Origin of the sequence: Apibacter mensalis (genome assembly GCF_001418685.1) — a bacterium.
In the GTDB taxonomy this organism is placed as follows: domain Bacteria; phylum Bacteroidota; class Bacteroidia; order Flavobacteriales; family Weeksellaceae; genus Apibacter; species Apibacter mensalis.
The window spans coordinates 1-14,550 of sequence record NZ_LIVM01000018.1 but is presented as its reverse complement, the minus strand read 5'-3'; the positions used below and the strand labels follow the sequence as shown (position 1 = coordinate 14,550).

Genomic DNA, 14,550 nt, shown 5'->3' with positions numbered 1-14,550 from the left:
GATACATAATTACCGTCTTTGGATTCCGCGCTAATTTCTTTTATCCCTACATTACCCTTATCATCTGCTACTAACATTTTAACAGGAGTAAAAGTATTGTCCTTATCCGCATCCAAAACATATTTAGGATGTAATTTCCATGTTCCGCTAATGGTAAACCATCTGTCTTTAAAATTTCCAGAAATTAATGGGTCTATACCTACAGAACCACCTTCGGACTTAGGAGGTTGGGAATGAATGGCGAATGAATATGAAGTATACATAGCTTCTTTACCGTCAACGGTTAGATATCTTGTAGGGCAATTTGATCCAAGGAATACCGAGCAATCCGCAGCATAATTACTGCCCTCGGTTATGCCGTACCCAAGCAGGGTGTTGTAATCTCCATAGTTCCTAAAACCCATACCACATTTTGCACCTATTACCGTATTCCCAACCCCTCGATAAGTGTATGCCATGGTAAGCTCTCCAACAGCTACATTTTTTCCGGATTCATGAGCGATGTCAGGATTACTGAGCATTTGATAAGTGCCCGCTTTCCAATAGTGACCTGCATAAGCACCAACAAAAGTATCACTTGTTAATTTAGGTGCATTTTGCGCGGCACCTACTCCAATTATCACGGATTTGTTGGATTCTTGGGTTTCTTCACATCCCTCATCTCCTATAGATACATTATCTTCACCTTTTTTTAATTTTTGCAAATTTTTGTAGCCAATAGCTATATTAAATGAAGATTCTTCATTTTCCGAGAGTGAAAAATCACCTATAGCTATATTTTGCTTCCCTGTTTTATTAGATTTTAGCGCGTCTTTACCGAACTTGATAGTATTAGTTGCTTTATCTCTTCCGATAACAGCTTCATTGGTTATAATATCTTTATCGGTAGTATTTCCTTTTTCTGTTACGCTTTGTAAATTTTGTTCACTTACCCCACCACCTCCTTTTTTAAAAACTATTTTATTTAAATCTTCTATAAGAGTTATTATATCAGTATATGTTTTACCGTTAACTTTAAATTCACCTAAACCCCCAAGTGCTAAATCTTCATTAGGATAATCAATGCAATACACTTTAACTTTTTCAATTAAGTCTTGATAATTGTTAATCCATCCGGTAACTTTCACTGCTTTATATCTTTTAGGATACGGCAATTTTTCTGTATCATTCTTATTTTTATATTGAAAATGAGAATCTCTTAACCCTTCATCTTCATATGAATTAAATTCGTGCATTTTTTAGGCAAAAATACTTTTGTGCACAACGTTTTTATAGATAGTAAAGTAATTTTTAAAGTAACTTTTAGGTTAAAATCAATAACTACTACTTTCAGTAAGGTAATTTTGCTATATAATTGTATTAAATGTACTCAATCGCTTATAAATTTAATGGACAAAATATTAAGGATTTAGATATAATTATATCTCAATCTTACGGCCTTACCGATTTACCAAAAACAAAAGAACCTTTAATAGCGAATTGGCCAGACCAACACGGCATTGATGTCGATTTATCAAACAGGGTTTACGACCCCAGAATGATAAAATTGAATTGCTTTATGAAATGTGAGAATGAAGAAGATTTTATCACTAAGTCATTAAAATTAAATCAATTATTAACTAATAACAACAGTTCAGGACTCCTCAGTTTAGTCGTTGATTTCCCATTCACTAAACCACTTGTATATGCGGTGTATTTATCAGGAGAAATATCCCATACAAAGAAATGGCGAAATGGTGTCTTTTTTTCAACATTTACTCTTGAGTTTATTGAGCCAGAACCGATGAAAATATCTATAATTGCCAGACCTAGCGCTACTTCTGTGATTTTTACAGAACCCATCGCCCAAGATATACTCCTTAATATTTACACAATAAACGGCGGAATAATGAAGGTAGAAAAAGACGTGTTAATAAGCCGGGGAGATTATTATTTTCCTATTTTTTGGAATTCTTGGCAGGATACAGAATTTTCAGGATACTTAATTATAACTTGTAATGAGGGAATAAATGAACTCCATTTAGCCGCTTCTGATGAATATATAATTTTAACCAACGGGATTTAATGAAAAACACATCACTTTTTACTGTATATAGAGGAAATAAGGTTTCATATACATTGAACTCATCTAATAAAGTGTCTCAAGTAACAATTGCGACACAAACTACTACATTACTTAGCGACGACATTATCAACATGACAGTAGTTAGTGCGGCTCCTATAGATTTCCAAATTAACGACTATACTTACGTGTTTGATAAAATTTATAAATTAAATTCAATACCATCTGTCAATAAAGAAGGGGGAAGTAAATTTACCTATACCGTTAAATTTGAGTCTTTGCAGTACGATCTGTTAAAATGTACCTATCTTCTGCCACAAAACCAGGAAAACGCAAACATTAAAGGAGATTATTTAATTACAGATCTTAAAGGGTTCTTAGGGACAATTATAACCAACACTCAACGAGTATTTGGCGATAAATGGAAATTAGGGGAATGCCCGGAAAATACAGAATACAAAAATCTTGCTTATGATGGGCAAAATTGCCTCCAAGTTCTACAAAACTTATGTAATGAGTATTCTACGGAATTTGAAATCGAATATAATAAAGATTTATGTACCATAAATATTAAACAAATAGTTGGCAGTACATACCCCTTCACTTTTGAATATGGTAAAGCGGGTGGGCTTTACTCATTAGCTAGAAATAATACTACCAATAAATCTTTAGTAACACGATTATTTGTATATGGTGGTTCAAACAATTTAAGTACGAAATACAGACAAACCAAATTATGTTTGCCCGGGAAGAATAAAATAAAATCTTTTTTGGAAAAGGAAGAAGTGGTTAATAAATTTGGCATTATCGAAAACGTTATAAATTTTGATGATATATATCCAAGTCGTACAGGCAAGGTAACTTCTTTAGGGGAAAAATACTATCAATTTATCGACAAAGATATGTTTAATCTTAACGAAAAAGACGAAAACGGGACAAAATGGCTGATAGAAGGAGTAAACGCAAAAATACATTTTCAAACAGGAAATTTAGCAGGTTATGAGTTTGACATTCATTCTTTTGATGAAAATAAAAAAACATTTACTATTATCCCATTTGATGATGAAAGAGGGTTAAGGCTTCCCAATGAAACGAATCCTGCATTTCAAATAATACCTGATGACACTTATGTATTATTAAATATAAATTTACCTCAAAGCTATATTGATGATGCAGAAGAGAGATTATTACAAAAAGGCGAAAAATATTATAAACAAAATTCTCAACCTTACGTAGAGTATGCTTTATCAATAGACCCTTTGTTTTTGAAAAAAAGAGAAGGTAAAGGCGCAATAACTAATTTTTTCCAAGCAGGGGATTTGATAAAAATTAAAGACAATGATATAGGTGTCGATAAAAGTATAAGGATAAACTCATTAACGAGGGACCTTATAAATCCTTATAAATATGAGTTAACCATATCTGACACAGTAGAAACTAATATAATTACTAATATTCTTGAAAATGTTATTAAAAATGACTCAATTATTAAAGTTAATAATTTAAATGATCCCGCGAGAATTAGGAGAAATTGGCGGGATACCGAAGAATTAAAGGGCTTAATATTTGATACCGAAGGAAATTATTATACCGAAAAAATCGCCCCGGGAAGTATTGATACTATGATGTTGTCAGTGGGCGCTAAATCCATGCAGTTCGATTTGATAAACACCTTATTTGAAGCCAATTATCAAGGTAATTGTAATGTTATAAAAGTATCAGGAGGTAATTTAGTTCATTACGCAGTTGCTAAAGATGTTAAATTTTGGAATTTAGGCACCGTCACAACTAACTTAAACAATAACAACGCTTACTATATTTATGCAAGATGCGAAAAAATGGGGAGTAATGGGTTGATAATTTTTTCTCAAGATCAATTAAAGGCAGATAACGACTCAAACTATTATCATTTCGTAGTTGGAGTACTTAATTCTGTACAAGATAACGTTAGGGCAATTTCTCTTACTTATGGAAGCACCACCATAAATGGAAAATTTATAAGAACAGGAAAAATAACCTCTTCTGATGGTAGTTCATTTGTTGACCTCGACAACAACCATATTAAATTTGGAGATAATAATGCATGTATAGAATGGAATAAAAATAATGACAGAAAATTAGTAATAAAAGGGTCTATTGTGCAAAGCCCCTCAGGAGATGAAAATGTTATAGGGGTATTTAGAGGAAAATATGATAATTCAAAAAAATATTATGTCGGGGATGAAGTGACCTATTTAGGATCTTCATTCAGGATGATAAATGATGCCTCTGCAGGGAATACACCGACTAATAAAACTTTTTGGACGGTGATATCTAAATCGGGAGAAGATGGGCCTAAAGGAGAAAAAGGACTAGACGGTAAAGACGGTAAAGACGGTAAAGACGGGGGCGCAGGGCCATCATTAGTTTTTAGAGGAGAATATAAAGATCATACAATATACAGGGGCACCCCTAAAATTGTTGAAGTAGTAAAATTTCAAGGGCAGTACTATATAACTAATATAGACGCAGGGGAATTTGAAAATATTTGGCCCTTAGCCACTCATAAATGGTCTCCTTTTGGCGCTAATTTTGAAAGTGTCGCAACTAATACTTTATTAGCTGAAAATGCCAATATAGGGGATTGGATTATCAAAAACGGCAAAATAACTTCTCAAAATACCACTTCCAAAGGAGACCCTAAAGCTCAATTAAACGGAGTAAATGGAGGCATAAGATTTAAGAATGACGCAAAGATATATACAGAGCAAAATGCTACTGAAGACACTATAAATGAAATCAATATAAGCTCGGAATTAGGCGAAATATATGTTTCGAACAATAAAAGGCATGCAACTACTATTGGATCTCAGGGGATAACTATTAATAGAGCAGGGAAAACTGTATATAAAACAAATTACGGAGCAGAATTTAAAGCAGCTTTAATAGTTGAAGGGAATGGTTCCATGGACCAAAGATTTTGGAACCAATGGGGAATTTGCGGACTTTACGCGAGTGCGCAAAATTACAGTAACGACCCATCTCCTTCATGGGGTGCTTACATCAATGTGTTAAAAGCTATGGGATTATACTTAAGTACTACCCTTCTAAATGGAAGCGTCTATTTGACTAAAAATTCCTCTTTTGTTCTATCAACAAATAAAGATGACCGTATTTATCTGCCAAACAAACCGCAAGATGGGCAACTAATTGTCATACGATCAGAGTCTGCTTTGTGTAGTGTATATGGCAATGGCTATAAGATTCTATCTATTGTAAAAAATAGGGGATTGGTGGATGTAATTAGCGTAATTGGCAATAGTGCTATATTGATATACGCATTCTCAAAATGGATTCAAATAATTTAAATTTTTTTTAGTTTTTAATTACCTTAATCAGTATGTAAAACCCTTTACATACTGATTAATTTATATAATTAGTAAAAATATCCGGAATAGTTACGCTAATTTCAAGCAAAACTCGGAGTTTAATGTATTCCAACCAACAATCATAAATGTCAGCTGACAAATCCTCTGTGCCCAATCCCCCCCTGCCTCCCCACTATAAAACCCACTATATAAGTGGGTTTTTCTTTCATACAAAGGTTTTGATTACTATATTAGATTTAATTTTTTAAAACTTCTAAATTCTTGCTTTTCAGTATCAAAGTATACTTGTACAAAATCGTTTTTCTTCCTGTTGTCTATACCTGTTATTTGAGGTAGATATTTTTCATTAAGTGTTCCCCAAGCTTCCCTTATTTCTCCATTTACTTTTTGAAAATAAAATTTAACTATACCCTCTTTCATATTTTTAATTAACTTATAATTTTTCCATGCTTTTTTTAAGCATTCTGAAAATGTCATACCTGTTGTTTTGAAAAATTGCCAAGCGGTTTTCATAATTTTACTCAATATTGTTTTCATGGTTATAATTCTTAATTGTTTAGTAATTTTTATACAACAAATATATAAAGTTTTAATATTACAAAACAAACAAATAGTTAAATATTTTTGTTAAAATAATGTTAAAGTTTAATTATTAAAAAACTTAACTGACATATATGTTTATTTTTGCCAAAACAAATTAAAGATATGGGTTTAAATATTGAAAAAGTATTACATCAAAAAGGTTTAAATAAAGCTAAACTTGCTGAATTACTAGGAAGAAAAGATAATAGAAGTTATGTTACTAATCTTTTAAAATCCCCTTCTTATGCATCATTAGAAAAAATAGCAGATGTTTTAGGTGTTGATGTGAAAGACTTATTTGATGATACCAAAGATGAAGATTTAACCGCACTAATAGACTATAAAGGAGAATTTTTTAGAGCGAATACAATTGAGGAGTTACAAAATATAGTAGGCGTAATAAAAGAGAAAACTAAGATTTAAAATATGAACAAAAAAAATCCGTTCAAATCAACGGATTAAATTTTTGAAGTTGTGACGTATCACAAAAATAAAAAAAATTTGAAAGCAATTCACAACTATCAACGCGTTTAATCGTTCATTATCAAGGTTGTGACGTATCACAAAAATAATAAATTTGAAAGCAATTCACAACACCAAAATGCATATATGGCTCAAAGCTTTTGTTGTGACGTATCACAAAATTAAGAAATTTGAAAGCAATTCACATTTGAATAGTAAATTCTTCTTCTATTAAAACGCCTTTTTCTTTTAATTCAAGAAGCTTAAATAGCTCATCGGATATTTAAAACATATTATGGAATTATATAGTTAATTTTAATTTTAAGACTAGTTTCATACTAAATGTATAGAATAATGAAACCTTAAAATAAAGAGGTGCCATGAAAACGAAACTTGCAGATTACTTAAAGCTATATTATTTTTCAGTTACCACATAAAATATTTTATTATCACTACTTAACGATCTGGTTGCTTTTAAAAAAACTCTGATTTCGGGGGTATCCCAATAATATATATCATTAAGTGTAGAATAATTATCTCCTGGAGTATCCAAATATTTTTCTGTCTGATTAGAATTCAATATTCGATCTGTAAAATTTGTTATTAGTCTAGTATCTCTTTTCACATCACCGATATTGTTAGAGTAGTTCAATTCGTAAACCAGTCCTTCACTTGTTTTTTGTTTTTTTATTTGTTTATTATAAATCTTTTTTAGTTCGTATTCAAGTTTACTTTTCTTAGAAAAATTACATGAAATCGTAATTAGTACTAAAAAAAACAATATTATTATATTAGATTTTTTCATGTCATAGAGGTTCGTTTTCGGTAATAAATTTTGTGATACTATCAGAAATTTTTATCATTTCTTGAGCTATTTTGTGGGACTCAGGAGCCATTGTGTTAGATGGGTTTTTAACTATTGAATCCATTCTTTTAACATGCTGGAAAATATGAATCAAATCACGATATCCCTCCTTAAACTTTTTCGGAGGATTTTTAAGAGCTTGAATTTTATTTTCAATTTCTTTCAATTTAATAGTAACTGAGTTTAATTGAGGTTTTAATTTTTTTTTAGTTAAATTAAAAATCTCAACACTATCTTTGATTAAGAACGTATTTGATGCGTCATTAACAGCATTAACATATGTATCTACATAAATATCTAATATATGTACATATTGAGCGGGTAATAATGTAATTTCAATATATGTGTTTTTAAATTCGTTATAATATTTATTAGTGTAATCTTTATCTTTGTTAGTACACGAGTAAACGACCAAAAGTATTACAAACAATAAAAATACCCTTTTCATATAAATGAATTTTGCGCTCAAATATATAAAATTTATTTTATATTATCCCTTACAATTAATTTATTGTCATTTCCCTTAATTATTTCAAATGTAGATTTATCAAATTTATACAATATTACGATAGCATTTTCTCCTATTTTTAATTGCGCATGCGATATATGTTTTAGGTAAATCCTTACTATATCATAAGGTTTTACAACTAATGTGATATTTGAATCTCCGTAAAGAATATTTTGTTCTTTCGCAATAAACTCACCTCTACTATCAACAAAAACTCCATAAGGCTCCCCGGATATTTTAAAATGCTCCATAATATTATAAGTCGGAAAATCTTTTTCCATACATGGCTTTATATAATCGAATAAAACCTCAAATAATTTTTTCTCAGAATTGGCCTCTTTGACATCTGTAAGTGATTCCTTGCAATGTCCGCCCATTTCTAACATTATTTTTCTTATTTGTTTATTATTCATTGTCTTATTTTTTTTAATAGAATAGTCCTTTAGCCCTTGGGCCGTCAAGCCCTTTGTTTTTATTAAGAAATGATACCATATCATTCATCATTTTTTCCATTGAATTTAATTTATATGTATTCATCTCTATTTTGCTCATCAATGCAATTTGCTCTCTCATCAAGTTTACTGAGTTTAATTGATTGGTTCTTATGGCGTTTAATTGACCGGCAATCAAATTAGCGGTTTCCTCGCTTACTCCTTTAATTGCTCCGGATAGAGGGTCCATATCCGCCGTATTAATGTCTTTAAAAAAATTCTGAAATTCATTGAGCGCATTGGTAAAACTATTCCCTGCTTCGCTTAATTGGTTTTTCCATTTGTCAAAATCAAACCCTGAAAGAGAGTTATTATTATTTCCCATATAATTGGACATATCCTTCACAAATTTATCGGTAACAGGTTCTAATATGCGTAATTTTAGGGCGTTTTTTACAGAATTAGCAATAATTTGCTTAAAAGTCTTTTCAAAATCTTTAGCTGCGTCTTTCCCCTCTGAAAAAGCTGACGTAAAAACATCTGCTAATTGATTAGCTACGTCTTTAAAGTTAGTTTGAGTAAGCGTTTCAGCTATATTATTTTGAATATCATCAATTTGATTATTAATATCGTTTATTTGATTTTTCCACTCCTCAATAGCTCCATTATCTCGTTTCTTACTCTTTTTCTTTTGTTCATTGGCTATTAAATCATTTAATTTTTGTTGTTGAGATTGTAAATTACGGATCTTATCTATTTGCGTTGAATAATAATCTTCCCCTACTGATTTTCCTACTTCATGGTCTAAGGTTGTAAATAAACGTTGAATTTCTGCCAATTCAGATTTTAACTTTTTAGATCGTCTTTCTAATTTTCGTGATTTACGGTGAAAGGCGTCGGAAAGCGTACTAACTAACCCCATTGCTCCACCGATTATTTGTGCCGGATTTTTATTTAATATACCGGAAATAGCCTGCATTCCTCCCTCAATTCCTTTGACGATTTTATCTAAATCTTCGGTCTTAAAGCCTAAATCCGTTAATCCGTTGGAAACTGCTTTTAAAGACATTATTGCCTTATCTTCAAACTCTTGATAAGCTTTTTTCAAGTTATCAAGAGCCTTTGATTTGCCTATTTCTCCTTCCGCTTCCTTGTATTTTTTTATAGCTTTTCTAAGATTAGTAAATGAAGATGAAATAGAGGTTTCGAAATCGTCTAATTGTTTGGTAAGATTTTTTTTAATTTCTTCGTCATTAATATTAGCTATCATTTCTTTTATCTTCTTCGTGCTTTTTTCAAACACATCTAAAGACACATGTCCCATTCCGTCAAAGATACTTTGCCAAATTTCAGAACCTTGTATTTCGTCTGCGTCCATTTCACTTAAAAGTTTATTTTTGGCCTTTTCTATTAACGGTATTAACTCCGAATACCCATTTTCTCTCGCTAATTGTATATTTCTCTCCGCTTCTTTAACAATTTCTTCTCGTTGGGCTTCAAAGGTTTTATAGGTATTTAATAAATTATTTAAAATTTCTTTTTGTGTCTTTTCGGTCTCTTCATTGAGGAAACTAAATGCCTGATTTTGTTGTTCCCCATAAAGCTTAATTTCTCCTAAATCTATTTTTTGCCTAAAATCAGCGATCTTTTCAACATAATCAAACAAGGAGGCACTTTCGTCTTTAGCGTTTTGAACGCTTTCTTTAAGCTTGTCAAAAGCCGTTTTTATACCTTTAATCTCATTAATTTTATCAGTAACAGCAGATAACTTATTCCCTTCAACCAAATCCAAATTTCCGCCCTTATTTAAAATAGCTGCTTTTTGCTTTTCCAAGTAATCTAAAAAGGTATCTCCATCTTTTAATAAATTAGAGAATTGTTTATCGGCTGATTCTTTCCCTAAATTTTCAATCCATTTATAATAATTAGCGTACTGTTGGTTTCTATAGGAAAGTTCCTCATCTATGCTTCGTCTTGTTATTGCTTGTCTAATTTCTTCTACCTTCTTTTCTGCTTCAATTTTCTGTTCAGAAAGTTTTTTAATGAACTCTTTATTTTTCTCTTCATAAGCTGTTTTAGATATAATGTCATCAATTTTTCTTGAAACATCCTCCCAATATTTCAAAGACCCAAACGGATATTCTTCCTTTTTGATCTTAACCTTTTGTTTAGAGGTCCTTTCCACCGAAATATTATATTTATCTATTTCTTTCCGCGCCTCCGAAATGATTTGCGTATATTCTTTAAATTCCTTTTCTTGATCTTTATTTCTGCCTGACGAAGGTAGATTTTCCAATAGCTTGGTGTATTGATCTTCTCTTTTTTTCCAGTAATCTTTATTTTTTACCGCAGAAGGCTCTTGTACCTCTGACAGTTTATTAGTAATGCTAACTAAACTATTAAGCGTAGTAGATAAGGCATAATTAGTAGTTGTAAGATAAGACGGTAAAATAGAAAAAGAATTACCTAATTTATCAACTTCGTTTTTTGTCTCAATAACTAATCCTTTTTGCTTTAATAAGCTTTCTACCCCTTTGTTTATTAAAGATATATTTTTTTCATGCGTTGCGCTCTCTTTATTCAATACATTTTGACTATCCAAAATAGCCAACGCCTGATCTATTAAAATTTTCTTTTGCTCTTCCAGGTATTTAATTTTTTCTTTTTCTGATAATGCTTGATAAGCGGCTTCTTTGGCGTTTTGCTCGTTAAGTTCTTTTTGCTCTTTAAGTAATTTTAATTCTTCTTCTTGAGCTGCAAGCAATTTGGATACATGAATTATATTTAACCCATTTTCTCCATCATTTATAGCCCTATTGTAACGTTCTCTTAGTTCTTTCACCTTCTTTTCCGTCTCTTCAATACCTTTAATATTTATCTTAACATCGGCATCATCCATGGCCTTATTTAACAGGTTTTGTTGTTCGGCGGTAGATTTTGCTTTAAAAGCATGAAAATCCAAATTTTTAAAATACTCGGGATATAAGGATTTTAATTTATTAAAGGCTTCTACTTGCGCATAAATTGAGTTTGTTTGCAAGTTTATTGTGTTTAACAATTGAGAAGCATTATCTCTTCTTTTTTGCCCCTCCTCCATTCGAGCATTCAATTTTTTTTGCGCTTCTTCTTGGGCGTTAGTGCTGTCGTGCAGGGCCCACATAGTCGCTGTTAAGCCAACAATAGTGGTAGTAATTAACACAAACGGATGTACGCTCATAGCCGCATTTAAAGCATTTTGAGCTACGGTTTCAGCCGCCAGGGCAACCGCTCGAGCCCTTGAAACTAAAGTCAACCCTTGAGTAGCTCTAGATAAATTAACTACATTTGCAACCATATTAATGCTTGCGTTGGCTTTTTGAAGTGAGTTAACAATCATTAATGCGGTGCGATAAGCTCCATACGTTGCAATAAGGGTAGTTATCGTTTTAATTAAAACCTCATAGTTTTCAACTAAAAAAGCAGCGGCCGAAATCCCTCCCGATAGTATACTTTGAGTTTTGGTTCCGATATCATTTAACGCTACATCGATGGCATCTGAAAGCTTCTCTTGCTCCCCTGTCAATGAGCTTGTTTGCTTTAACATTAAATCATTAAACTTTCCTCCTTCTGCCGACATATTTTGAAGGGCCTTTTGAACTTCAGGAAACCCTACCTTACCCGCTTCGACTAATTCGTTTACTTGTTCTTTATTTACCCGCAAGACTTTAGCTAATTCCTCATAAATAGGAATCCCTCGCCCTGCAAATTGTCTGATATCTACTGAGTAAGCTCTTCCTTGAGTTCTCAAAGTACCGTATAAATAGGCAATATCGCCTATAGGTTGAGAGACTCCCGCAGCGATATTCCCTAACATTTTCAGCTCTTTACTAACTTCATGAGCAGCACTACCATATGCCAATAATTGTTTCGCTGCTTTTGAAGATGCTTGTAATCCAAAAGGTGATTCAGCAGCGAAATTTATCATTTCACCCATCAATTTGTCTGCTTTGGCCTTACTTTGAAGCATTACTTCAAAAGCAATTTGATTTTGCTGAAATTCTCCCCGTACTTTTATTAATTCATTTACAAACCCTTTTAGCGCAGTAACCGAGAAATAAGCTCCTATCCCTGTTGAAAGAGCTTTAAAATAACCGTCCATTTTAGATGTTTCATTTTTAACGGTATTAGATAAATTTTCAATATCTTTTTTTGCCTTGTCTCCCCCCTCAATATTTGCTTTAACAGGCTTATTTGATGATAAATCTTTTATTTTCTGTTTAGCGGTTTCTAGCTCAGTAGTATATGCTGTTACCGCAGCTTTGGCGTCAATAATCCTATTTCTTAAACCTTCCCAATTTTTTGAACCCTCGTCAAATGTTTTTTGCTGCCTTTTAAAATTTTCAATCTCATTATAAAGTTCTTTAATATTTTTTTTAGCCTCTTCAATTATAACTCCTTGTTTAACGATTTCACCACTTATGCTAATTTGAGAAGTTGGTATAGTTAAATTGTTTAGCCCTAATCCATATTTAGATGAATTTTTTTCAAATAGTCCCTCTAAACTTTTGATTGCTTTGGCTACTGCCTCATCTAATTTTGAAAAATCAGCTACTGCATTGACTGAAAAATTTTTTATCAAATTTTCCCCTTGACTTACAGCTTTTTTTAATAAGCTGATATCTATATCGGCGGAAAAACTTAAAGCCCCATCGTTATTGTTCATGATACATTTTTATTTTGTTGACTTTGCATATATTGTATAATATCTTCATCAGTTTTGAAGGAAACTTTGTTCGATTTTATTTTTGATGAATCATTTTCATTTTTATCATAATCATATTCGTAATTGGAAGCATCTACCATCATTCTTTGGATTAGCGCCCATGGTATCTCTTCATTAATCTCTTTCCATGTAAAACCAAAGTTTTTTTTAACTTCACCCCTTATTCCGTAGGAAGATTTTAAACCTCTTTGTTTCCCTCTATCGGATTCGGAATTGCTGTTCTCAGAGGGGCTAGCAATCTGATAGAGTTGGTAAAATCCACTAAATTCCCAATGGTGTTAATTAGAAGTGCTATTTCAACAAGTTTTGAAGGAGTTAAAGAGTTGTAAAAAAGTTCTGTATATTCCTTTAATTTTTTATCATTCTTGTATTCCATGCCTAACACCGCTATAGCTACTATCTTTGCTAAAACAGTTGCTTTTTCGCGCACCAGAGGTATAACAGCTTTGTTAAACTGCATTGGGTTAGCAGTATCTATATTAATATCAAATTCAAGTTTTAAAAACTCTTTTGAAAGTCTGTCTAAAACCCTTAGTACCGGCTGTTTGATAAAAAAAGTTTTATCTTTAAATAATTTTACTTTTTTATATTTTGCGGGCAAAAATGAGAAAACGCCTTTTCTTTTAATTTTTTCTTTTTTTATGTATTCAACGGGGATTGAAAATTCAACGCCTTTATTTAAGAGCAAATCGTATTCTTTGCGCTCTGCATTAAGTCTTTCAGATAAATCCATATTTGGTGGGATTAAAAAGGTCTATATAAAAATAGATATATAGACCTGTTAAACAATTATTCTTTAATTTTAGCCTTATTAAGTTTATTTACACTATATCGTAAATCCAACATTTACTGATCCTATGTATCCTAACCCTTCCTTCTCACTAATATCAGCGGAATTTTTGGTTATATTAGACACTTCTACTTTATATTGATCAATTAATGGGTTTAGTTCTTTAGCCCTATTTAAAATACATTCGGCAGAATTATCCTTCAGTTTTCCTAAATCTGTTGATTTTAAAAGGGAACTTAAATTGATTAATGTTTGGGTTAATTTTTGTACTTGCCATTTTGTTACGCCCTCTTTAGTAGGCTCCAAAACGGTACACACCAAATGTATCTGCAATAGTTCTGTCTTTGTAAAAGACCCCGACAATTTAGGCATTATTGACACTCTTGGGTAGGTAAATACAAATCCTTTTTCAGGAGTAATTTTGCAACTCCACTCTTTAGCTTCAATTTTATTAGGAGCATTATAAACCGCATTATCCCCCGTACCGGTAACTGTTCCCCCAAAAAGTTTTTGCAGCGTTTCTAAATTATAATCCATTAAGTCAAACTCAAAAGTCTCTTTACCCGGTACAGTTACAGAATCAATCGCTGTATCAGATTCTTCGGCGAAAAAATCTGTAGTATCTCCATCCTCACTATTGAAAGTAAATGTTTCGCGCCGAGTGTATCCTAATTTTGACCACGTCGTTGTAACTCCGCCATCATCAGGTATAGGCCCGAA

The 14,550-nt window shown here is 32.0% G+C and carries 12 protein-coding genes; 3 read left to right on the top strand and 9 right to left on the bottom strand.

All coding sequences use genetic code 11. The features are described from left to right. Positions 1–1,235: hypothetical protein (locus ASC36_RS09885; protein WP_221400581.1), on the bottom strand; the 1,235-nt coding region annotated here is incomplete at its 3' end. A 128-nt stretch (positions 1,236–1,363) separates the two neighbouring features. Between ASC36_RS09885 and ASC36_RS09880 the strand changes: the two genes are divergently transcribed. Further along, complete coding sequence (locus ASC36_RS09880; RefSeq protein ID WP_055426339.1) at positions 1,364–2,065, top strand: phage tail family protein; 702 nt, start codon at positions 1,364–1,366, stop codon at positions 2,063–2,065. Continuing rightward, the gene (locus tag ASC36_RS09875) at positions 2,065–5,409 is read left to right on the top strand and encodes a hypothetical protein (RefSeq protein WP_141656262.1); all 3,345 of its coding nucleotides are present in this window, start codon (positions 2,065–2,067) and stop codon (positions 5,407–5,409) included. The genes ASC36_RS09880 and ASC36_RS09875 overlap by 1 nt, the downstream gene beginning before the upstream one ends. Positions 5,410–5,655: 246 nt before the next feature. Here ASC36_RS09875 and ASC36_RS09870 read toward each other — a convergent pair whose 3' ends face one another. After that, complete coding sequence (locus ASC36_RS09870) at positions 5,656–5,967, bottom strand: SH3 beta-barrel fold-containing protein (protein ID WP_055426337.1); 312 nt, start codon at positions 5,965–5,967, stop codon at positions 5,656–5,658. 168 nt (positions 5,968–6,135) lie between these two features. Between ASC36_RS09870 and ASC36_RS09865 the strand changes: the two genes are divergently transcribed. Then, positions 6,136–6,435, top strand: a complete 300-nt coding sequence (locus ASC36_RS09865) for a helix-turn-helix domain-containing protein (protein ID WP_055426336.1) — start codon at positions 6,136–6,138, stop codon at positions 6,433–6,435. Between the two features lie 454 nt (positions 6,436–6,889). On the opposite strand, the gene ASC36_RS09860 is transcribed toward ASC36_RS09865, so the two are convergent. The 7 genes from ASC36_RS09860 to ASC36_RS10845 form a co-directional block, all read right to left on the bottom strand. Beyond that, a complete protein-coding gene (locus tag ASC36_RS09860; RefSeq protein WP_055426335.1) occupies positions 6,890–7,279 on the bottom strand; it encodes a hypothetical protein in 390 nt (129 codons plus the stop codon). Between the two features lies 1 nt (position 7,280). Further along, complete coding sequence (locus ASC36_RS09855) at positions 7,281–7,787, bottom strand: hypothetical protein (RefSeq protein WP_055426334.1); 507 nt, start codon at positions 7,785–7,787, stop codon at positions 7,281–7,283. Between the two features lie 32 nt (positions 7,788–7,819). Then, on the bottom strand, positions 7,820–8,260 hold the full coding sequence (locus ASC36_RS09850) for a hypothetical protein (protein ID WP_055426333.1): 441 nt from the start codon (positions 8,258–8,260) through the stop codon (positions 7,820–7,822). A gap of 13 nt (positions 8,261–8,273) precedes the next feature. Next, a complete protein-coding gene (locus ASC36_RS09845) occupies positions 8,274–12,980 on the bottom strand; it encodes a tape measure protein (protein WP_055426332.1) in 4,707 nt (1,568 codons plus the stop codon). Further along, the gene (locus tag ASC36_RS10720) at positions 12,977–13,123 is read right to left on the bottom strand and encodes a hypothetical protein (RefSeq protein WP_156332326.1); all 147 of its coding nucleotides are present in this window, start codon (positions 13,121–13,123) and stop codon (positions 12,977–12,979) included. Before ASC36_RS10720 ends, ASC36_RS09845 begins: the two co-directional genes overlap by 4 nt. Positions 13,124–13,218: 95 nt before the next feature. Beyond that, complete coding sequence (locus tag ASC36_RS09840) at positions 13,219–13,773, bottom strand: hypothetical protein (RefSeq protein WP_055426331.1); 555 nt, start codon at positions 13,771–13,773, stop codon at positions 13,219–13,221. 93 nt (positions 13,774–13,866) lie between these two features. Next, a partial coding sequence (locus ASC36_RS10845; protein ID WP_055426330.1) for a phage tail tube protein occupies positions 13,867–14,550 on the bottom strand: 684 nt, incomplete at its 5' end.